This window comes from Schumannella soli, assembly GCF_006517435.1.
GTDB classification, from domain to species: Bacteria; Actinomycetota; Actinomycetes; order Actinomycetales; family Microbacteriaceae; genus Schumannella; species Schumannella soli.
Genome location: NZ_VHQG01000002.1, coordinates 148,314 through 168,990 on the forward strand (window position 1 = coordinate 148,314; position 20,677 = coordinate 168,990).

Sequence of the window (20,677 nt, forward strand, 5' to 3'; positions counted from 1 at the left end):
CCCGCGTCGCCGTGTGCGCGCTGAGTGCGTCACCGCGGCGGCGGTCGTCGCGCCCTAACCTGAGCCTTGTGAGCACCGACAGCCCCGCAGCCGACTCCCGACGGCGCGATCGTCGGGTGCTCCTCGTCGAAGACCAGCGCGACCTCGCCGAGGTCGCGATCGGCTACCTCCGGGCGGCTGGGCTGCTCGTCGATCACGCGTCCGACGGGTTCTCGGCGCTGGCGGCGGTCGCGCGCATCCGCCCCGATCTGGTCGTGCTCGACCGCATGATGCCGGGGATCGACGGGCTGGAGGTGTGCCGTCGACTGCGCGCCGAGCCGGCGACGGCGCAGCTGCCGGTGCTGCTGCTGACCGCGATGAGTGACGAGCAGGCGCGCATCGACGGGCTCGAGGCCGGCGCCGACGATTACCTGACGAAGCCGTACTCGCCGCGCGAGCTCGTGCTGCGGGTGCAGGCGATCCTGCGCCGCACCGTCTCCGAGTTCGCGCCGGAGTCGCCGATCGACCTCGGAGGCTTCCACCTCGATCCCACCGCCCGCACCGCCCGGCTCGACGGCGAGCCGCTCGAGCTCACCACGCGCGAGTTCGACCTGCTGGCCTTCTTCCTCAAGCGACCGAACCAGGTGTTCCGGCGTGACGAACTCCTTCGCGTCGTCTGGGGATGGACTCACGGCGATCTCTCCACGGTCACCGTGCACGTGCGGCGGCTGCGGGAGAAGATCGAGAAGAATCCGGAATCCGCTCGGCATCTGGCCACCGTCTGGGGCGTCGGCTATCGCTTCGAGCATCCGGAGGAAACACGTGGAATCGACTGAGTGGATCGTCGCCGCAGCCGTGATCACGGCGGCGCTCGCCGCTGGAGGAGCGATCGTCACGGCGGTGATCGCTCGACGCGCCCGATCGGCACGAGACCTCTCCGCGGCTCAGCTCGCCGGCCTGCGCGATCAGCTTCGGCTCGAGCGCGGCGAACGGGCCCGCGAAGAGCGGGTGGCCGCGTCGCGCCGTGAGCTGGCGGCCTTCATCGCGCACGACCTGCGCACTCCGCTGAGCGGGATCGTCGCGATGAGCGAGTCGCTCGTCGACGGTGTCGCCGATGATCCGCAGCGCTTCCATGGGCGCATCCACGACCTCGGGCTCCAGCTCTCGGGGATGGTCGACGACCTGTTCGAGCTCAGCAAGATCGAATCCGGCTCGCTGGGGCTCGCGCTCGAGCCGGTGTCGCTGGTGGAGGTGGTCAGCAACGCCGTCATGGACCATCGCTCCCGGTATCTCGATCGCGAGATCCGTCTGCGCGTGCCCGAGGGCGGCGATGTGATGGCGATGGGGGACGAGCGGGAGCTCTCGCGCGCCGTGTCGAATCTGCTTCTGAACGCGATCCAGCACAGTCCCGCCGGCGCGCCGGTGACCGTCTGCGCGGCGGTGCTCGACGGACGACCCGTGATCTCGGTCGTCGATGCCGGCGAGGGCATCCCCGAGGCGGAGATCGCCCGTGTGTTCGAGGCGGGCTGGCGTGGCCCCGGCGCGTCGCCCTCGCCGGTCGGCGCCGGTGCGGAGACGGGCGGCGCGGGGCTCGGTCTCGCCATCGTGAGGGGGATCGCGCGTGCGCATCATGGCGAGGTCAGCGTCCGCAACATTCCGGGGGGATGCCGCTTCGAGCTCAGCCTCCCCGGCGGCGCGGGGATGTCGGCGGCCTGATCGCGCGGCGTCACTCGCCGCGCAGAGGCGCCGTCGCGAACTCGCGCATGCCCTCGTCGAGATCGCGCCGGGCCCGCCAGCCGAGCTCGCGGGCGGCGCGCTCCGACGACGCGGTGATGTGCCGCACGTCGCCGAGCCGGTACTCGCCGGTCACGATCGGCGCGTCGCCGCCGGCGTGATGCGCGAGCAGCTCGGCCATCTCGAGGATCGTCGTGACCCGTCCGCTGCCGATGTTGAAGGCGCGCACCGCGCCCGGCTGCTGGGCATCGGTCCAGTCGAGCGCGGCCAGGTTGGCGTCGGCGACGTCGGCGACGTGAACGAAGTCGCGGCGCTGCCCGCCATCTTCGAACACGCGCGGTGTCTCGCCCCGCGCGATCGCCGAGCGGAAGAGCGAAGCGACCCCGGCATAGGGCGTGTTCTTCGGCATCCGCGGGCCGTAGACGTTGTGGTAGCGGAGTGCCGCGACGCGTCCGCCGGTCTCACGGGCCCACGCCGCGCTGAGGTGCTCCTGTGCCAGCTTCGTCGCCGCGTAGACGTTCCGGGGGTCGAGAGCCGCGTCCTCGTCGAGCAGCTCGGGCGAGAGCACCTCGCCGGTGTCGGGGTGGCGCGGATCGAACTGGCCCGCGTCGAGGTCGGAGCGCCGCCGCGGTGCGGGGCGCACGAGACCGCTCGAGCCCGAATAGGCACCCTCGCCGTAGACCACCATCGACGAAGCGAGCACCAGACGCCCGATGCCGGCCCGGGCCGCCGCGGCCAGCAGCTGGGCCGTCGCGAGATCGTTCGACGCGACGTAGTCCGGCGCGTCGCCGATCTCCTTGCCCAGGCCGACCTTCGCCGCCTGGTGGCACACCGCATCCACCCCGAGCAGGGCGCGGTCGAGCGTGTCGCGGTCGCGCGCGTCGCCGACGATCAGCTCGACGCCGTCGGGCACCGTGGCGGGCCCCTCGTGCACATCGCCGCGCAGCGAATCGAGCACGCGCACCTCGATGCCGCGGTCGAGAGCGGCGTCGACGACGTGTGATCCGATGAACCCGGCCCCGCCGGTCACGAGCAGGCGCATCACGCCTCCGCCCCGGACGTCGCGGGGGAGCCCGTGGTCGGCCGCTCGAGCACCCGTCGCACCGCCTCGGCCGCTATCAGCTCACGCGGAGCGAAGTCGCCGGGGACGCCGGCGACGACCCCGGCGATGATCTCGCGGATGCGGGGCAGCGCCTCGCTCAGGCGCCGGAAGACCAGCTCGGCGCTGACCGTGTCCGGGTCGTCGGCCGATTCGCCCGCGTCGGTGTCGGTGACGATCGCGAGCGTGACCGCGCCGATCCCCAGCTCGGCCGCCAGCGCGACCTCGGGCGCGAGGGTCATGTTCAGCAGGTCGACGCCGTCGCCGCGGTAGCGCGCGGACTCGGCGCGCGTCGAGAAGCGCGGGCCGGGGATGATCCCGATCGTCGCCGTCGGCTGGGCCTCGGGCGCGACCTCCAGCATGATCCGCCGCAGAACCGGATCGAAGGGGTCGGAGAACGGCAGGTGCTGCACGTCGCCCTGGTCGAAGAACGTGCCGGTGCGGCCGTGCGTGTAGTCGACGATCTGGTCGAGCACGGCGAGGGCGCGGGGCGGGTACTCGGCGCGGATGGAGCCGACGGCTGCGGTCGAGACGAGCGCGGTGACGCCGAGCGAGGCGAGCGCCCAGATGTTCGCGCGGGCGTTGATCAGGTGAGGGGCGACGGAGTGCCCGGTTCCGTGACGCGGCAGGAAGGCGACGGTCCGACCGGCGAACTGCCCGATCGACACCGGCGACGAGGGGCGTCCGTAGGGGGTGTCCACCTCCCGTGACTCGGCGTCGTCGCCGAGGAGGTCGTAGAGGCCGGAGCCGCCGATGATGCCGATCGTCGCTGCTGCGGTCATGTCTCGATTGTGGGGCACGCCGACCCGCGGGCGCTGTGCCCGCTCCGGTGTCGGCTCCGGCGTCAGCCTCCGGCGAAGGGCGGCAGCACGTCGGCCGTCGCCCCGAGGGCGCGTCCGTCGTCCCGGCTGACGACCCCGTCGAGGAGCAGCGAGCCGTTCGCCAGCACCCGCTCCATCGCAGCGCCGTGGCGCCGCGACAGCTCCCGGCGCAGCTCACCCGCCGTCGTCACGCCGCAGACGGACTCCTCGCGTCGACCGGCTGCCTCGGCGGCGGCCGCGAAGTAGCGCACCAGCACCGCGGTCTCAGCCACCGATCGCTCCCATGCTCGTCACCGGCCGCACGAAGTCGGCGCGGTCCATCCCGTGGCCCGCCTGCTTCACCCACATCGCGGAGCGCCAGCGGTCGGCGATCGCCTCATCGTCCGCTCCGTCGCGCAGCAGCGCGCGCAGATCGGTCTCTTCGTCGCCGAACAGACAGGACCGCACGGCGCCCTCCGCGGTGACGCGGGTGCGGTCGCAGTCGGCGCAGAACGGACGCGTGACCGAGGCGATGATCCCGACGGTCGCGGGTGCGCCGTCCACCTCGTATCCGCGCACCGCCCACTCCTCGGCGGGCGCCGACGCCTCGTGCCGGCCGACCGGAGAGAGCTCGAATCGGCGGCCGAGCACGTCGAGCAGCTCCGCGGCGCTCACGAGGTCCTCACGGGTCCAGGCGCCGTCGGCGTCGAGCGGCATCTGCTCGATGAAGCGCAGCCGCGATCCGGTGGAGAGAGCCCAGGCGAGCAGGTCGCCCGCACCGGCGAGGGTGTCGCGCAGCAGCACGGCGTTGATCTTCAGTGGGGTGAGTCCTGCCTCGTGCGCGGCGCGGATCCCGGCCAGCACCGCGGGCAGCCGGTCCCGCCGGGTCAGGCGGGCGAAGTGCTCGCGATCGATCGTGTCGAGCGAGATGTTGATGCGGGTGAGTCCCGCGTCGCGCAGGGCTCGTACGCGCTTGTCGAGGCCGATGCCGTTGGTCGTGAGCGAGAGCGGGACGCCGTCGGCCTCGCGGGCGCTGCGTTCGATGATCTCGGCGAGGTCGGCGCGCAGCAGCGGCTCGCCGCCGGTGAAGCGGATGTCGCGGACGCCCAGCTCGCGCACGCCGATTCCGACGAGCCGCGCGACCTCGGCGGCCGTCAGCAGCCGGTCTCGCGGGATCGCGGGGAGCCCCTCCTCCGGCATGCAGTAGACGCAGCGCAGGGAGCACTTCTCGGTCAGTGAGACGCGCAGGTCGCGGGCCACCCGGCCGAAGCGGTCGACGAGCAGCGGCGTGCCGGGTCGATCGGCGACGTCGATCACCCCGTCCTCGGCGGCGGCCGAGCGCCGCACGCTCGGCATCCCCAGTGTCAGAGCGCCCATGTGCCCACCGTAGGCGGCGACATCGCGCACCGCTGTCGCCCACCCGATGCTGTGCGCCACCTGAATGCAATGTCACGAAAAGGTCACGGACCGATCCCTTTCGAGCATGCTCCCGAACCCATGTCACCAACCGGGAATCACCGACCAAAGGAACGAATCATGCGCTCCATCTCGAAGAACTCGCTCGTCAAGAGCGGCCTCGGCATCATCGCCGTCGGCGCCCTCGCCTTCTCGCTCGCGGCCTGCTCGACGAGCAGCGACAGCGGCTCCTCGCCCAGCAAGGAGACCACCAAGTCGTCCGAGACCAAGCCCGAACCGGTCGTCTCGCTGCCCGACCTTTCCAAGGGCGTCGACACCGAGGTGACCGTCGACCAGGGCTTCGTCGACGCGCTCACGAGCCTCCAGCTCACCCCGGGTGTCGTCGGCACCGCCAAGTTCGAGAACGGGATCTTCTCCTTCCCGATCACCGGCGGCAACGTCGACTACTACGACCCGGCCAAGTCGTACCGCCCCTACGTGCAGGGCGAGATCGACCACAACGGCTCGGGCATCAGCCTCACCGGGGGCGGCAAGGTCGTCGAGCTGACCGACTTCGTCATCGACCCGGGCACCTCCGAGCTGCACGGCAAGGTCACCGTCGACGGCCAGGTCGCCGCTGACGACGCCTTCCTCTTCGACCTCCACGGAGGCACCCTGAAGCCGCTGCGGACCGAGGGCAACAACGGCATCCTCGAGGGCACCACGGTGCACATCTCGGCCGACGCTGCCGACCTGCTGAACAAGACCTTCGGCACCGATGCGGTCAAGCCCCAGCTGCTCGTGGGCGTCGCGAAGATCACCGTCGCCACCAAGTAACGACGAGTCGGCGGGACCAGCTCCCGCACGAATCCCGGAAGAACCCGCCGTGCATCCGCGCGGCGGGTTCTTCCATATCCGGAGCCCCTCGGGTCCGAGAGAGGCGACTCATGCCCCGCACCCTCGTGGTGATGCCGACCTACGACGAACGCGACAACCTCCCCGAGGTCGTCGGACAGCTGCTCCGACTCGACCGCGACGTCGACATCCTCATCGTCGACGATGACTCGCCGGACGGCACCGGCGCCCTCGCTGATCAGCTCGCCGAGGGCTCGCCGGGTATCCATGTGCTGCATCACGGGCCGCGACGCGGCCTCGGGGCGGCCTACCTCGATGGATTCGCCTGGGGCCTCGAGCGCGACTACGAGCGCTTCGTCCAGCTCGACGCGGACGGCTCGCATCGCCCCGCCGACCTCCCGCGACTGCTCGAGGAGCTGGATGCGGGGCGCGACCTCGCCATCGGGTCCCGCTGGGCCGACGGCGGCCGGGTTGAGGACTGGCCGCTCCGACGTCGCGTGCTCAGTCGAGCGGGGAGTGCCTACGCGCGCCGGCTGCTCGGACTTCGCACACGCGACGTCACCGGAGGGTATCGCGCGTTCACGGCGTCGGCGCTGCTCCGGCTCGAACTCGAGACGGTGACGAGCCGCGGCTACTGCTTCCAGATCGACCTGCTGCGCCGAGCGGCGCACGAGCACGTCGATGTGGCCGAGGTGCCGATCGTGTTCCGCCAGCGCGTCGCGGGTCGCTCGAAGATGAGCACGCGGATCATCGGGGAGGCACTGGTGCAGGTGACCCGGTGGGCTGTCGCCGACCGCTTCCAGCGCCGCGAGCCGGACCCCAGCACCCGGCGGGGGCCGGGTCGTCACGCGGCGACACCGCGCGATGCGGAGCCCCGACGCGTCTCTAGGCTGGGGGAGTGAGCCGCGCCGACGCCGAGAGCACCGCATCCGACCCCGCCTCGAACCGGGCCTCGACTCCGGCCGAGCTGCCGTGGCAGCGCACGGTCCGCGCGGCGGGACTGCTGGGGCCCGACGGCGTCGCCCGGCCGACGATCTTCGCCGAGATGTCGGCGCTCGCCGCCGAGCGCGGCGCCCTCAATCTCGGCCAGGGCTTCCCCGACGAGGACGGGCCCGCCGAGGTGCTCGAGGCGGCGCGCCAGGCGATCAGCGACGGCGCGAACCAATACCCGCCGGGCCGCGGCATCGCGCCGCTGCGTCAGGCGATCGCCGACCACCAGAAGCGCTTCCGCGGGCTGGACTGGGATGCCGACCGCGAGGTGCTCGTCACGGCCGGCGCGACCGAGGCCCTCTCGGCGTCGCTGCTCGCCTTCGTCGACCGCGGCGACGACGTGGTCGTGATCGAGCCCTTCTATGACAGCTACGCGGCGCTCGTCGGCCTCGCCGGCGGACGCCTCGTGCCGGTGCCGGCGCGCGCGCCGGACTTCCTCCCCGACCCGGACGAGCTTCGTGCCGCGGTGACCGACCGCACGGCCGTCATCCTCATCAACACGCCGCACAACCCGACCGGCGCGATCCTGCCCGACTCGACGCTGCAGCTCCTCGTCGAGCTCGCCGAGAAGCACGACGCCGTGATCGTCAGCGACGAGGTCTACGAGCACCTCGTCTTCGAGCGGCGGCACCGCAGCATCGGCGAGTTCCCGGGCGCCCGCGGGCGGGCGATCACGGTCTCGAGCGCCGCGAAGACCTTCAGCGTCACCGGCTGGAAGATCGGCTGGATCACGGCGGCCCCCGAGCTGGTGGATGCGGTGCTCGCCGTCAAGCAGTTCCTCACCTACGTCAACGGCGCGCCCTTCCAGCCCGCGGTCGCCGTCGGGCTCGCGCTGCCGGAGGCCTACTTCCGCGGCGAGGCCGAGAAGCTGCGCGCGCGCCGGGACGAGCTGACGGCGGCGCTCGAGTCGGTCGGCTTCGCCGTGAACCGTCCGGGCGGCTCGTACTTCCTCGTCGCCGACGGTGCCCCGATCGGCCTGCACGACGGCGTCACCACCGCGCGCCGTCTGGTCGACGAGGTCGGCGTGGTCGGCATCCCGGTCTCGGCCTTCACCGTCGCCGAGCACCGCGACGACTTCGCCTCGCTGCTGCGCTTCACCTTCGCCAAGAGCGCGGCGACGGTCACGGCCGCATCCCGCCAGCTCGAGTCCTTCCGCCCCTAGCGGCACGTTCGACCGCGAGCCCGGGAACGCCGCAGGGCGCCGAACCGAAGCCCGACGCCCTGCGTCGAACGCCTTCCGATCACGCCGCGCGCGACCGGCCGTCGATCATCCGAACTTGCCCGAGACGTAGTCCTCGGTGGCCTGCACGTTCGGGTTCGAGAAGATCGTCGAGGTCTCGTCGTACTCGATGAGCTTGCCCGGCTTGCCGGTGCCGGCGATGTTGAAGAAGGCAGTCTTGTCGCTGACGCGCGAGGCCTGCTGCATGTTGTGGGTCACGATCACGATCGTGTACTCGGCCTTGAGCTCCTCGATGAGGTCCTCGATGGCGAGGGTCGAGATCGGGTCGAGCGCCGAGCAGGGCTCGTCCATCAGCACGACGTCGGGCGACACGGCGATCGTGCGGGCGATGCAGAGGCGCTGCTGCTGGCCGCCCGAGAGGCCCGAGCCGGGCTTGTCGAGGCGGTCCTTGACCTCGTTCCACAGGTTCGCGCCCTGCAGCGACTTCTCGACGAGGTCGTCGGCGTCGGTCTTCGAGATGCGGCGGTTGTTGAGGCGCACGCCGGCGAGCACGTTCTCGCGGATCGACATGGTCGGGAAGGGGTTGGGGCGCTGGAACACCATGCCCACCTGGCGACGCACGAGCACCGGGTCGACGCCCTGGCCGTAGAGGTCGTTGCCGTCGATGCGCACCTCGCCCTTGACGTGGGCGCCGGGGATGACCTCGTGCATGCGGTTGAGCGTGCGCAGGAAGGTCGACTTGCCGCAGCCCGACGGGCCGATGAACGCGGTGACGGTGCGGGGCTCGATCTGCATGCTGACGCCTTCGACGGCGAGGAAGTCGCTGTAGTAGACGTTGAGATCGTTGACTTCGATGCGCTTGGACACGCTGGGCCTTCCGGGGTGCGGTGGTCGGGTCTTAGCGGCCGGACTTCGGAGAGAAGAGGGCGGCGACGATGCGGGCGATGAGGTTGAACACGACGACGAGCAGCACGAGCAGCAGCGCGGCGCCCCAGGCGGCGTCGTTCGACGCGTCGATGTCCTGGCCGGGGAACTTGATCCCCGAGTAGGCGAGCACCGGCAGGGTCTGCATGGGGCCGCTGAACGGGTTCGCGTTGAAGTTGTCGGTGAAGCTCGCCGCGATGAAGATCGGGGCGGTCTCGCCGATGACGCGGGCGATCGCGAGCATGACGCCGGTGATGATGCCCGAGACGGCGGTGCGCAGCACGACCTTGATGATCGTCAGCGAGCGGTTCACCCCGAGCGCGTAGGAGGCTTCGCGCAGATCCATCGGCACGAGGCGCAGCATCTCCTCGGTCGAGCGCACGACGATCGGGATCATCAGCACGCACAGGGCGACCGAGGCCGAGAATCCGGAGAAGGCCTTGGGGCCCACGATGAGGGTGAAGAGCGCGAAGGCGAACAGACCGGCGACGATCGAGGGGATGCCCGTCATCACGTCGACGAGGAAGGTGACGACGCGGCGCAGCAGGTTGGTGGGCTGCGCGTACTCGACGAGGTAGATCGCGGTGAGGATGCCGATCGGCACCGAGATCAGCGTGGCGATCCCGGTGATCTCGAGCGTTCCCACGATCGCCTGCCAGGCGCCGACGCGCTGGGTGACCTCGAGCGTCTCGGCGTTGAAGCTCGATCCGCCGGTCTGGCTGATAAAGCTCCAGTTGAGCTGGCCGATGCCCTTCGACACGACCGTCCAGAGCGTCGACACGAGGGGGATGAGCGCGAGCAGGAAGGCGACGGTGACGAGTCCGCGCACGAGGCGGTCGACGGCCTTGCGGCCGTTCTCGACGAGCGCCGACGCGACCGTGATGGCGATCAGGTAGAGCAGGCCGGTCAGCACGAGCGTGCCCGTGATGTTGAAGCCGCCGATCAGGGTGATGACGCCGGCCGACACGAGGAGCGCGCCGAGCACGACCCAGACGTTGATCAGCCGCGGCAGCTGCCCGGTGGCGAGGGAGTTCTGGATGCCCTGGGTCGGGCGGGTGGGGTCGATGGCCGGGGAGGTCATGCGGTCTTCGCCTTCGGGGTGCGGGTGCGGGTCTTGCGGGTGGCGCCGGGCCCGGTGCGGGCGACGATCCAGCGCGCGATGAAGTTCACGGCGAACGACACGACGAACAGCATGAGTCCGGTTCCGGTGAGGGCGGAGCGCTGCAGGTCGGTGGCGATCGGGAAGTTGGTGGCGATGTTCGCGGCGATGGTCTGCGAGTTCTCGCCTTCGGTGACGAGGGTGAGCGAGAACAGGATCGACGGCGAGATGATCAGCGCGATCGCCATGGTCTCGCCGAGCGCGCGTCCGAGGCCGAGCAGTGTGGCGCTGACCATGCCCGAGCGGGCGTAGGGGAAGACGGAGAGCTTGATCATCTCCCAGCGCGTCGCGCCGAGGGCGAGTGCGGCCTCCTCGTGCAGGCGCGGGGTCTGCAGGAAGATCTCACGGGTGATCGAGGTGATGATCGGCAGGATCATGACGGCGAGGACGACGCCGCCGGCCAGGATCGTCGATCCGCTGCGCGAGACGGTGCCGCTGAAGAAGGGCAGCCAGCCGAGGTAGGTGTTGAGGAACTCCTCGAGCGGCAGCAGGAAGGGGCGGATGACGATGATGCCCCAGAGGCCGAACACGACGGACGGCACCGCGGCGAGCAGGTCGACCAGGTAGCCGAGCGCTCCAGCCAGACGGCGGGGTGCGTAGTGCGAGATGAAGAGGGCGATGCCGATCGCGACCGGCGTGCCGAGGATGAGCGCGATGAACGCGGCCCAGATGGTTCCCCAGAGCAGCGGGCCGGCGTACGCCCAGAAGTTGGCGAAGCCGGCGGTCGGGCCCGAGTTCAGCTCGCTGCTGGTCTCCCAGTTGGCGGCGATGCCGGGCAGGGAGCGGATGATGAGGAAGATCGCGACCCCGGCGAGGATGACCATGATCAGCCAGGCGGAGCCCGAGCTGAGGCCGAGGAAGACCTTGTCGCCGGCGCGGCCCGATCCCTTGCCGGTGAGGGCCCGGCCCCCCTGGCGGGGGGCCGGGCCGGGTGCGCCCTCGGACGCAGAGCTGGTCGCGACGGTCGTGCTGTCGGTCACGGGGATGTTCTCCTGGTCTCTGCGTCTGACGGTGCGATGCTTCAGCTGATTACTTGATGGTGCTCAGCGTCTTGTTGATCTCGGTGAGGATCGAGGCCGGCAGCGCGGCCGATCCGGCGTTCTTCTCCGCGACCTTCTGGCCGGTCTCCGAGGCGATGAAGCCGAGGTAGCCCTTGACCAGGTCGGCCTGCTTCGAGTCCTTGAAGGTCTTGCAGGTGATCGCGTAGGAGAGCAGCGGGATCGGGTAGGCGTCAGCCGTGGTGATCTTGCTGTAGTCGATGCTCTGCGAGAGGTCGCCCTCGACGCCGTTCGACTTGAGCTCAGCGGCGACCTCGAACGCCTTGGCGGCGCCCTCGCTCGAGAACTTCACGAAGTCGCTGCCGACGCCGATCTCCGCGGCCTTGACGTCGCCGATGGCGCTGTGGTCGGCGTAGCCGATCGCACCGGCGGTCGCCTTGACCGTGTTCACGACACCCGAGCCACCCTGCTGCTTCGACACGTTGCCGGCGACGGGCCAGGCGTTCGACGCCTCGTAGGGCCAGTTGGCCTTCTGCGTGCCCACCAGGTAGTTGGTGAAGTTCTGGGTGGTGCCGGAGCCGTCCGAGCGGGCGACGGTGGTGATCGGGCCGGCCGCGAGGGCCTTTCCGCCGTTGTCCTTGGTGATGGCCGCGTCAGACCAGTCGGTGATCTGCAGGTTGAAGATCTTCGCGATGGTCTCGCCCGAGAGCTTCAGGTCCGAAGCGCCCTCGACGTTGTAGATGACCGCGACGCCGTCGAGGTAGATCGGCAGGTTCACGGCGCCGTCGGCGCCGCAGACGGCCTCGGCGGCCGTGGTCTGCTCGGGCTTCAGCGGCGAGTCGGAGCCGGCGAAGTCGTAGGAGCCGGCGGTGAAGTTGGTGACGCCGCCGCCGGAGCCCTGCGACTTGTCGTAGTTGATGGTCAGGCCCTTGGCCTGAGCGGTGATCGCGGTGGTCCACGCCTGCTGGGCGTTGGCCTGGGCGGAGGAGCCACCGGCGGTCAGGGTGCCGGCCAGCTTCGAGTAGTCGGTCGCCTCGGCCGACTTCGAACTGTCCGATCCGGCGTTGCTGTCGCCGGACGTGGCACAGCCGGCCAGCGCGACGGCGCCGACCAGAGCGATGGCGGCGATGCTGCCAGAGCGCGTGAGCTTCACTGTATTCCCTTCGGAATGCGGGTTGAGGACTGAGTGCAGGGCACTCGGTTGCTCACGTTAAGAAGCTGATGTGGACACATTCGGCGGCACGGGTGAACGGGAGGTTAACGGAGGGTCAACGAGCGCCTCGTCCCGCGCTGGGCTGGTCAGCGCCGTCGCTCACGCCGCGGGGCCGTGCACCTCCACCGCGATGACGCCGCTCTGCGCCGGGTCGAGCGGCAGGTGCACGACCGCGTACTCGGCGGTGCCGAGCCCGGAGGCGCGGCGCAGCTCGTCGGGGCGCGCGGCGCCGGCGCGGCGGCCGATCTCGGCCAGGATCTCGGGCAGGACGGGGCCGTGGCTGCAGAGCACGGCCGTCTTCCGCTTGTCGAGTCGCCGCTGCACGACGGCGGCGACGTCGTCGGTGCCGTCGGCGTAAGCGTCCTGGCTGATCTCGTCGGTCTGCGCGACGGCGCGCCCGGTCAGGCGCGCGGTCGGCTCGATCGTCGCGACGCAGCGCACCGCCGTCGACGTGATGAGCTTGCGCGGGCGGTAGGCGGCGATGCCCTGGGCGACGCTCATCGCCTGGGCTGCGCCGCGCTCCTGAAGCGGACGCGTCGCATCCGGACCGCCCCACTCGCTCGGGCTCACGGCCTTGCCGTGCCGCAGGGCGATCACGGCGTAGCTGCGCGCGCGGCCCTGCCGCCACAGCTCGGCGAAGCGGTCGACCAGCTCGATGTCGTGCTCGTAGTCGAGCACCGTGCGGGCCTTGTCGATCGACACCCAGTCGAGCTCGGCGATCTCGTCGTTCGCCTGGAACGTGGATGCGGCGATGGCGTCGTCGCCGACCTCGGCGAGCCAGTAGTGCACGATCTTCGGCCGGCCGTTCGGCAGCGGGTACTCGACCACGCCGACCGGGGCGCCGAGGCCCACGAGCAGGCCCGTCTCCTCGGCGATCTCGCGCACCGCCGTCTCGGGCAGGGTCTCGCCCGGGTCGAGCTTGCCCTTCGGCAGCGACACGTCCTTTTGCTGCGTGCGATGCACGACGAGCACGCGCGGCTCGCCGTTCTTCTCGCGCCAGACGACGGCGCCGGCCGCGAGCACCGGCGAAGGAGCGACCGTCATCGGCTGCTGCGCTTCCGAGCCGCGATCTCGGTCATGAGCTTCGACTGCAGGTCGACGAGCGGGGTGCCGTCGGCGGCGCGGCTGTGCCGCTCCCACTCGCCCTCGGATCCGAGCCACCAGGTGCTCGTCTCGTCGCTCATGGCCTCTTCGAAGAGCGTCTCGAGCTCGTCGATGTGTGCCGGCGAGGTGAGGCGCACGAGCGCCTCCACGCGGCGGTCGAGGTTGCGGTGCATCATGTCGGCGCTGCCGATGAAGAGCTGGCGCTCGCCGTCGTTCGCGAAGCTGAAGATGCGCGAGTGCTCGAGGTAGCGGCCGAGGATCGAGCGCACGCGGATGTTCTCGCTCAGCCCCGGCACGCCGGGCTTCAGCGAGCAGATGCCGCGCACCCACACATCCACCGGAACCCCGGCCTGGCTGGCCCGGTACAGCGCGTCGATGATGGCCTCGTCGACCATCGAGTTGACCTTGATGCGGATGCCGGAGGGCTTGCCGGCGCGGGCGTTCGCTGCCTCGGTGTCGATGCGCTTGATGAGTCCTTTGCGCAGGTGCAGCGGCGCGACGAGCAGACGGCGGAACTTCTTCTCGATGGCGTAGCCCGAGAGCTCGTTGAAGAGGCGCGTGATGTCCTTGCCGACCGTGTCGTCGGTCGTCAGCAGGCCGAGGTCCTCGTAGATGCGCGAGGTCTTCGGGTTGTAGTTGCCGGTGCCGATGTGGCTGTAGTGCCGCAGGCCGCCACGCTCCTGGCGGATGACGAGGGCGAGCTTCGAATGCGTCTTCAGCCCGACCAGGCCGTAGACGACGTGCACGCCGGCCTTCTCGAGCTTGCGCGCCCATCCGATGTTGGCCTGCTCGTCGAAGCGGGCCTTGATCTCGACCAGCGCGAGCACGGCCTTGCCGGCTTCGGCGGCGTCGATGAGCGCCTCGACGATGGGGCTGTCGCCGCTTGTGCGGTACAGCGTCTGCTTGATGGCGAGCACGTTCGGGTCGGCGGCGGCCTGCTCGAGGAAGGCCTGCACGCTCGTCGAGAACGACTCGTAGGGGTGGTGCAGCAGGATGTCGCCGCGGCGCATCGAGGCGAAGATGTCGGGCTTGTCGCTCGGCTCGCTCGGCAGCAGCGCCGCCGCGGTCGTCGGAACCTGCTTCGGGTACTTGAGGTCGGGGCGCGCGATCTTCTGCAGCTCGAACAGCCCGCCGAGGTCGAGGGGCGCGGGCAGGCGGTAGACCTCCTGCTCGGTGATGTCGAGCTCCGACATGAGCAGCGACAGCGTCACGTCGTCCATGTCGTCGGTGACCTCGAGGCGGATGGGCGGTCCGAAGCGGCGCCGCAGCAGCTCCTTCTCGAGCGCCTGGATGATCGACTCGGTCTCGTCCTCCTCGATCTGCACGTCCTCGTTGCGCGTGACGCGGAACTCGTGGTGCTCGAGGATCTCCATGCCCGGGAACAGGTGGTCGAGGTGGTTCGAGATCAGGTCCTCGAGCGGGATGTAGCGCAGGCGGCCGCTCTCGTCATCCGGCAGCTGCACGAAGCGCGGCAGGTTCGGCGGCACCTTGACGCGGGCGAACTCGATGCGCGAGGTCTTCGGGTTGCGCACGCGCACCGACAGGTTCAGCGAGAGCCCCGAGATGTAGGGGAAGGGATGCGCGGGGTCGACCGCGAGCGGCATGAGCACCGGGAAGATCTGGCCCGTGAAGAGCTCGTCGACGCGGATGCGATCGGCCTCGTCGAGGTCGCTCCAGTTCTCGACGTGGATGCCGGCGTCGTCGAGCGCCGGCTTGACCGACTCGCGGAAGGCGCGGGCGTGGCGCTCCTGCAGCTCGTGCGCGAGCCGGCCGATGTCGGCCAGGACGTCGGAGGGCGAGCGGCCGACGTTGGTCGGCACCGCGAGGCCGGTGGCGATGCGGCGCTTGAGGCCGGCGACGCGCACCATGAAGAACTCGTCGAGGTTCGAGGCGAAGATCGCGAGGAAGTTCGCGCGCTCGAGCAGCGGGAGCGTGTCGTCTTCGGCGAGCTCGAGCACGCGCTGGTTGAAGGCGAGCCAGCTCAGCTCCCGATCGAGGAAGCGGTCACCGGGAAGGGTGCCGTCGTCGACGAGCTCGGGCTCGGGCTCGTAGTCGTCGAGGAGGTCCGCCGCGACCGTGGCGTCGCCGTAGGGGCTGTCGCTGTCCATGGGGCAATCCTGCCACCGGGCCGCGTTAACGGGAGGTGAACCGGTTCGGCTCAGCTCGGCTCGGCCGCGTCGGAGGTGAGTCGGGCGGCGATGTCGTCCTCGTCGAGGTTGAAGCGGTAGCCGACGTTGCGCACGGTGCCGATGAGCGAGTCGAGGTCGCCGAGCTTCGCCCGCAGGCGGCGCACGTGCACGTCGACCGTGCGGGTTCCGCCGAAGTAGTCGTAGCCCCACACCTCGCTGAGCAGCTGCTCGCGGGTGAAGACGCGCGAGGGGTGCGTCGCGAGGAACCGCAGCAGCTCGAACTCCTTGAAGGTGAGGTCGAGCGGCTTGCCGTGCACCTTCGCCGAGTAGCTCGCCTCGTCGATCACGACGCCGGAGGCGTGGATCTTCGACCCGGTCGACTCCTGGGCGGCGCGGCCGATGGCGAGTCGGATGCGCGCATCCACCTCGGCCGGGCCCGCGTCGGCGAGCACGACGTCGTCGACGCCCCAGTCGACCGAAACGGCGGTCAGTCCGCCCTCGGTGAGCACGAGGATCACGGGCGCGCCGGCGCCGGCCTGATCGAGCACCTTGCACAGCGCCTTGGCCGCGGCGAGGTCGCGGCGCGCATCTACGAACAGCACCTCGGCGTCGGGGGCGGTCACGAGCGCCGCGGGGTCGGCGGGGATCTGCCGCACGCGATGCGACAGCAGCCCGAGTGCGGGCAGAACATCGCCGTCGATGGTCGGGGTCAGGATCAACAGCTGCGCCACGCGTCCTCCGGGTTCCGCCAAGGTGCCGATTCTATTGCCCCCTACGATGTCCTCATGTCCCGCGTACTCGTCAGCGCCCTGCCCGTCTGGGTCGTCGCGCTCGGAGCGGGCCTCGCGGTCGCCGTCGTGTCGGGCTCGGCATGGCTGACCTGGATCCCCGTCGTCGCGGCCGTGAGCCTGCTCGTCGCCTTCGCGATCCAGCTCGCGGTCGGCCGTCGCGAGGGGCTCGTCACGCGGCTCGGCGTGAGCGTCGTCGGCGCGCTGGTCGTGCTCGTCGCGATCAGCGGGGTGCTCGCGATCGTGCATCCCGTCGCCCTGACCTTCTCCGTCTGAGCGCGGTGGTCGTCCGTCGTGGCGACGCACCGTCCGCGCGGCTCGGCGCCGGCCCGGGCACCCGGTTAGACTGACCGCATGCTGGCTCTCGAACTCTTCTACATCGGGCTTCTGGCGCTGGCCACCCTCGGCATCGGCTTCACCGCCGTGACCGTGCTCTACAACCTCTTCCGCGGCCAGCGCTGAGCGTGTTCGACATCGACGCCGGCGTCCCCGCCGAGCTCGGCCCCCTCTCGTGGCTGCTCGGCGTCTGGGAGGGTACCGGCGTCATCGCCTACAAGGTGGGCGACGAGGTGCGCGAGCACGAGTTCGGTCAGCGGGTGGCATTCACGCACGACGGCCTGCCGGTTCTGAACTACTCGTCGTACGTCTGGCTGCCGGGCGAGGGCGAGGATGCGGCGCCGCAGCCGCTCTACACCGAGTCGGGCTACTGGCGACTCGCCCGCGACCGCACCGACGGCGACGTCGGGCCGGGCATGCTGCCGGGTATCGGCGAGCGACCCTTCACCTCGGCGGAGTCGGTCGAGACGCTGCGCAATGCGCAGGGCTCCTTCGACATCGAGGTCTCGCTCGTGCAGCCCGGCGGGGTGAGCGAGGTCTACCTCGGCACGATCGCCGGCCCGCGCATCGACCTGGCGACGGATGCCGTCATGCGCACCTCGGGCGCCAAGGACTACGCCGCCGCGACCCGCCTCTACGGCCTCGTCGACGGCCACCTTCTCTGGGCCTGGGACATCGCGGCTCTCGGCCAGGACCTGCGCACGCACGCGTCGGGACGGCTGGCGCGCGTTGACTGACGCCGACCCTTTCACCTCCCGGTCGGGCGCCGTCGGCGCACCGCCGCAGCACTACGGCAACCCGATCGCCGAGCAGCGTCCGCTGCGCGCCGGCGAGGCGGTCGTCGACCTCTCGGATCGCGCCGTGCTGACCGTCACCGGCCCCGACCGACTCTCGTGGCTCGACTCGCTCACCTCGCAGAGCCTCAAGGGCCTCGCACCGGGGGAGTCGACCGAGACCCTCCTCCTGGATCCGAGCGGACGCGTCGAGCACGCCGCCCGCATCGTCGACGACGGTGAGACGGCCTGGCTGCTGCTCGACTCCCGCGAGTCGGGGGCGGCGCTCGCGTCCTTCCTCGACCGGATGCGCTTCATGCTGCGCGTCGAGGTCGCCGACCGCTCCGACGAGGTCGCGACGGTCGGGGGCTTCGGCGCCGACCCGCTCCGCGGCCTCGGCTCTCCGCTCGCCGTCTGGCGCGATCCGTGGGCGGAGATCACCCGGGGAGGCCACCAGTACGCGCAGGGCGAGCATCCCGCCGCCGACTGGGACTACAGCGAGACCGTGATCCCGCGCGGGGCGCTCGCCGAGCTGAGCGACCTGGCCGCCGCCGGCACGCTCGCGCTCGAGGCGCTGCGCATCGAGGTCTGGCGTCCGCGCGCCGCCACGGAGCTCGACGCGACGACGCTGCCGCACGAGCTCGACTGGCTGCGCAGCGCCGTGCACCTGAGCAAGGGCTGCTATCGCGGCCAGGAGACCGTCGCCAAGGTGCACAACCTCGGCCACCCGCCGCGTCGCCTGGTGATGCTGCACCTCGACGGCTCCGAGAACGTGGTCGTCGCCGCCGGCGACGAGGTGCGCGCGGGCGAGAAGATCGTCGGCCGCGTGACGGCGGTCGCGCAGCACCACGAGCTCGGTCCGGTCGCGCTGGCCGTGCTCAAGCGCTCCGCGCCCGAGGGGGATGTGGTGGTGCTCGCCGAGGAGGGCGAGGTCGCCGCCGCGCAGGAGGTCATCGTGCCGGTGGATGCCGGCGCCGTCGCCGAAGTCCCGCGCCTGCCGCGCCTCGGCGCCGTGCGCCGCTAGGCCGCGGCCCGACGACCCCGACCCGGCGACGGACGGCGCAGCATCGTGGCACCCACGACAGGACCGGATGACACCTCCGGCGCCGCGACGGCCCGGTCGCGGGCGATCGCCGCGATCGAGCGCCGCCTCCGCCGCCGCCTCGACGTGCTCACGGTCGGGCGCCGCGTCACCGACTCGGCGCCCGCGATCCTGCAGATCGTCGCCGCGGTCACGGCCGCCTACGCGATCGCGCACTTCGCGATCGGCCACGCCACGCCGTTGCTCTCGGTCACGTTCACGCTGAGCGCGCTCGGACTCGCCCGCGACGCACGTCCGCGCCTGCTCGTCGAGACGATCATCGGCATGCTCATCGGCATCGCGCTCTCCGATCTCCTGCTGCTGATCGCGGGGCGCGGGCTCTGGCAGCTCGTGGTCGTGCTCACGGTGACGCTGTTCGTGGCTCGCGCCGCGTCGCCCTCGCCGGGGTTCGCGATCGCCGCCGCCATCCAATCGGCTCTCGTCATGCTGCTGCCGGCCCCGGTCGGCGGACCCTTCACCCGCACCCTCGACGCCCTGATCGGCGCGGCCATGGCGCTGCTCGTGACGGCGCTCGTGCCCCGCGACCCGCGGGGAGCGGCGCGTCGCGAGGGCCGCTCGCTCTTTGCCGTGCTGAGCGAGTCGAGCGGGTCGGTCGCGAGCGCGCTCGCCGACGGCGACACGGCTGCCGCCGCGCTCGCGCTCACGCGGCTGCGCCGCACCCAGCCGATGGTGGATGCGTGGGCCGGGTCGCTCGAGAGCGCGATCGCGGTCGCGCGCATCGCGCCGCTGCTGCGCCGGCATCTGCCCGAGCTGCGTCGTCAGCAGATCGCGCATCGCACGGCCGACCTCGCCGCGCGGCACCTGCGCGTCATCGCGCGCCGCACCGAGTACCTGAGCCGCGACGGGATCGCGCGCCCCGAGCTGGCGGAACTGGTCGCCGAGGTCCAGCAGGCGCTCGACGCGCTGGGCCGGGCGCTCGACACCCGGGCCGGCGCTGCGACGGCCGACGCGGATCCCCGCGAGACGCGGGCGCGCCTCGAGCGGCTGGCGGCGCGACTCGACCCGGCCACGGTGTCGACGAACGCGACCGCTGCCGAGGCGACGATCGTCATCCTGCTGCGCCCGCTCGTCGTCGACCTGCTCGCCGGGTCCGGCGCCGCGGCGGATGACGCCCGCGCGCTCCTGCCCGAGATCTGAGCCTGCCGGCACCAGCCCCGGCGCCGACCCGGGCCTCGTCACCCGGCCTCGTCACCCGACGTCCACCCCGACACCGGGCACCCGACGCCCGGCACGCGCGTCGCGCCCGGGTGTCGTTCGTCAGAACCGCAGCGCAGCGGGGGAGTCGAGCTCGATCCAGCGGTCCTCCGCGCCGAGCGTCGCACGGCTGATCCGATCGGCGGCGACGAGGGGGCCGAATCCGAGCGCGGTCAGGCTCGCGATGTCGTCGATCGGCACCTGGAAGGTGCGGAACGCGCCCAGTTGCGGATCGCCCGGCGCGAACTCGCGGCTGTCGTCGGCGTCGCGACGGTACTTCGCCACGAGCGCCGTCTGGTCGAGCACATAGCCGGTGGCCTGCAGCTCGCCGCCGATCACCCAGCTCGCGATCTTCCAGAAGCGCTGGGGGATGTGCGTGCCGCGGTACAGCGGGTCGTCGGAGGCGAAGACGGGCCCGGTGAACACGCTCACCTTCGCGTCGCTGGCCTCGGTCGCCCCGAGCACGTAGTCCTCGAGGCCGAGCCAGAGCTCGGGCTTCTGGTTGAACGCCGACGACTGCGGGGCGGCGTTCGTGTAGGCGAAGGTGTCGACGTTGGCGCGCTGCGCCGTCGCCGCGTCGCCCCACACCGGGTCGCGGCGCCGCACGAGGTGACCGCGATCGAGGTCGTTACGGGCGTAGACCTCGGGTCCGGTCTGCTGATCGGCGGGGATGCGCGCGTCGAGGTGCCAGTCGTCGCCGCGCCCGAGGTCGACCAGCTGCGCGCCGTCGATGTTCACGGCCGTGAACGCGGCGAGCAGGCGATGCACGTCGAAGCCGATCGAGAAGTGCGTGGAGTCGAGCTGCGTCAGATCGCGCCCCTCGGCCGGCACGGGCAGGGGGAGAGGCTGGGCCAGGAAGTCGACGTCGTATCCGCTCACGTCGCCACCCTCGCACCGGCCTGTGACACCCGGGTGAACTCTCCCG

General features: G+C 71.2%; 21 protein-coding genes. 9 read left to right on the forward strand and 12 right to left on the reverse strand.

Features of this window, described 5'->3' with window-relative positions; translation table 11 throughout:
- The first annotated feature begins 68 nt into the window (after positions 1 to 68).
- Positions 69 to 815: a response regulator transcription factor gene (locus FJ657_RS17345; RefSeq protein ID WP_141162873.1), complete on the forward strand. Its 747-nt coding sequence runs from the start codon at positions 69 to 71 to the stop codon at positions 813 to 815.
- Positions 816 to 987: 172 nt separating this feature from the next.
- Complete coding sequence (locus tag FJ657_RS06380; RefSeq protein ID WP_255447297.1) at positions 988 to 1,695, forward strand: sensor histidine kinase; 708 nt, start codon at positions 988 to 990, stop codon at positions 1,693 to 1,695.
- 10 nt (positions 1,696 to 1,705) lie between these two features.
- Here FJ657_RS06380 and FJ657_RS06385 read toward each other — a convergent pair whose 3' ends face one another.
- The 4 genes from FJ657_RS06385 to moaA form a co-directional block, all read right to left on the reverse strand.
- Positions 1,706 to 2,755 carry an NAD-dependent epimerase/dehydratase family protein gene (locus tag FJ657_RS06385; RefSeq protein WP_141162875.1) on the reverse strand — a complete coding sequence of 350 codons (1,050 nt, stop codon included), beginning with the start codon at positions 2,753 to 2,755 and terminating at the stop codon, positions 1,706 to 1,708.
- Positions 2,755 to 3,594 (reverse strand): MTAP family purine nucleoside phosphorylase, encoded by an 840-nt coding sequence (locus tag FJ657_RS06390; protein ID WP_141162876.1) that lies wholly within the window; start codon positions 3,592 to 3,594, stop codon positions 2,755 to 2,757. Before FJ657_RS06390 ends, FJ657_RS06385 begins: the two co-directional genes overlap by 1 nt.
- A 62-nt stretch (positions 3,595 to 3,656) precedes the next feature.
- Positions 3,657 to 3,905: a MoaD/ThiS family protein gene (locus FJ657_RS06395; protein ID WP_141162877.1), complete on the reverse strand. Its 249-nt coding sequence runs from the start codon at positions 3,903 to 3,905 to the stop codon at positions 3,657 to 3,659.
- Positions 3,898 to 4,989 (reverse strand): GTP 3',8-cyclase MoaA, encoded by a 1,092-nt coding sequence (gene moaA / locus FJ657_RS06400; protein WP_141162878.1) that lies wholly within the window; start codon positions 4,987 to 4,989, stop codon positions 3,898 to 3,900. The genes FJ657_RS06395 and moaA overlap by 8 nt, the downstream gene beginning before the upstream one ends.
- 159 nt (positions 4,990 to 5,148) lie before the next feature.
- Between moaA and FJ657_RS06405 the strand changes: the two genes are divergently transcribed.
- The 3 genes from FJ657_RS06405 to FJ657_RS06415 all read left to right on the forward strand — a co-directional run bounded on the left by FJ657_RS06405 (position 5,149) and on the right by FJ657_RS06415 (position 8,014).
- A complete protein-coding gene (locus tag FJ657_RS06405; RefSeq protein ID WP_181408898.1) occupies positions 5,149 to 5,844 on the forward strand; it encodes a hypothetical protein in 696 nt (231 codons plus the stop codon).
- A 110-nt stretch (positions 5,845 to 5,954) separates the two neighbouring features.
- Positions 5,955 to 6,764: a polyprenol monophosphomannose synthase gene (locus tag FJ657_RS06410; RefSeq protein WP_141162879.1), complete on the forward strand. Its 810-nt coding sequence runs from the start codon at positions 5,955 to 5,957 to the stop codon at positions 6,762 to 6,764.
- Positions 6,765 to 6,829: 65 nt separating this feature from the next.
- Positions 6,830 to 8,014: an aminotransferase class I/II-fold pyridoxal phosphate-dependent enzyme gene (locus tag FJ657_RS06415; protein ID WP_255447298.1), complete on the forward strand. Its 1,185-nt coding sequence runs from the start codon at positions 6,830 to 6,832 to the stop codon at positions 8,012 to 8,014.
- 105 nt (positions 8,015 to 8,119) lie between these two features.
- Here the strand turns inward: FJ657_RS06415 and pstB are convergent, their stop codons facing one another.
- From pstB to FJ657_RS06450, 7 genes are all read right to left on the reverse strand, one after another.
- Entirely contained in the window at positions 8,120 to 8,899 is a 780-nt protein-coding gene (pstB, locus tag FJ657_RS06420) for a phosphate ABC transporter ATP-binding protein PstB (RefSeq protein ID WP_141162880.1), read from the reverse strand.
- Positions 8,900 to 8,930: 31 nt separating this feature from the next.
- Positions 8,931 to 10,037 carry a phosphate ABC transporter permease PstA gene (pstA, locus tag FJ657_RS06425; RefSeq protein ID WP_141162881.1) on the reverse strand — a complete coding sequence of 369 codons (1,107 nt, stop codon included), beginning with the start codon at positions 10,035 to 10,037 and terminating at the stop codon, positions 8,931 to 8,933.
- On the reverse strand, positions 10,034 to 11,095 hold the full coding sequence (gene pstC, locus FJ657_RS06430; RefSeq protein ID WP_141162882.1) for a phosphate ABC transporter permease subunit PstC: 1,062 nt from the start codon (positions 11,093 to 11,095) through the stop codon (positions 10,034 to 10,036). Before pstC ends, pstA begins: the two co-directional genes overlap by 4 nt.
- A 49-nt stretch (positions 11,096 to 11,144) precedes the next feature.
- The gene (locus tag FJ657_RS06435) at positions 11,145 to 12,266 is read right to left on the reverse strand and encodes a phosphate ABC transporter substrate-binding protein PstS (protein ID WP_141162883.1); all 1,122 of its coding nucleotides are present in this window, start codon (positions 12,264 to 12,266) and stop codon (positions 11,145 to 11,147) included.
- Between the two features lie 159 nt (positions 12,267 to 12,425).
- Positions 12,426 to 13,370, reverse strand: a complete 945-nt coding sequence (locus FJ657_RS06440; protein WP_141162884.1) for an NUDIX hydrolase — start codon at positions 13,368 to 13,370, stop codon at positions 12,426 to 12,428.
- The gene (locus FJ657_RS06445; RefSeq protein WP_141162885.1) at positions 13,367 to 15,538 is read right to left on the reverse strand and encodes an RNA degradosome polyphosphate kinase; all 2,172 of its coding nucleotides are present in this window, start codon (positions 15,536 to 15,538) and stop codon (positions 13,367 to 13,369) included. Before FJ657_RS06445 ends, FJ657_RS06440 begins: the two co-directional genes overlap by 4 nt.
- A 50-nt stretch (positions 15,539 to 15,588) precedes the next feature.
- Entirely contained in the window at positions 15,589 to 16,290 is a 702-nt protein-coding gene (locus tag FJ657_RS06450) for a winged helix-turn-helix domain-containing protein (RefSeq protein ID WP_141163907.1), read from the reverse strand.
- Positions 16,291 to 16,344: 54 nt separating this feature from the next.
- Here FJ657_RS06450 and FJ657_RS06455 point away from each other — a divergent pair, with 54 nt between their 5' ends.
- The 4 genes from FJ657_RS06455 to FJ657_RS06470 all read left to right on the forward strand — a co-directional run bounded on the left by FJ657_RS06455 (position 16,345) and on the right by FJ657_RS06470 (position 19,695).
- Positions 16,345 to 16,623 (forward strand): hypothetical protein, encoded by a 279-nt coding sequence (locus FJ657_RS06455; protein WP_141162886.1) that lies wholly within the window; start codon positions 16,345 to 16,347, stop codon positions 16,621 to 16,623.
- A 188-nt stretch (positions 16,624 to 16,811) separates the two neighbouring features.
- Positions 16,812 to 17,420 (forward strand): heme-binding beta-barrel domain-containing protein, encoded by a 609-nt coding sequence (locus tag FJ657_RS06460; RefSeq protein ID WP_141162887.1) that lies wholly within the window; start codon positions 16,812 to 16,814, stop codon positions 17,418 to 17,420.
- A complete protein-coding gene (gene ygfZ, locus FJ657_RS06465) occupies positions 17,413 to 18,480 on the forward strand; it encodes a CAF17-like 4Fe-4S cluster assembly/insertion protein YgfZ (protein ID WP_141162888.1) in 1,068 nt (355 codons plus the stop codon). The genes FJ657_RS06460 and ygfZ overlap by 8 nt, the downstream gene beginning before the upstream one ends.
- Positions 18,481 to 18,525: 45 nt before the next feature.
- Positions 18,526 to 19,695 (forward strand): FUSC family protein, encoded by a 1,170-nt coding sequence (locus tag FJ657_RS06470; protein WP_141162889.1) that lies wholly within the window; start codon positions 18,526 to 18,528, stop codon positions 19,693 to 19,695.
- A gap of 120 nt (positions 19,696 to 19,815) precedes the next feature.
- On the opposite strand, the gene FJ657_RS06475 is transcribed toward FJ657_RS06470, so the two are convergent.
- Positions 19,816 to 20,631 carry a DNA/RNA non-specific endonuclease gene (locus FJ657_RS06475; protein WP_141162890.1) on the reverse strand — a complete coding sequence of 272 codons (816 nt, stop codon included), beginning with the start codon at positions 20,629 to 20,631 and terminating at the stop codon, positions 19,816 to 19,818.
- Positions 20,632 to 20,677: the final 46 nt, after the last annotated feature.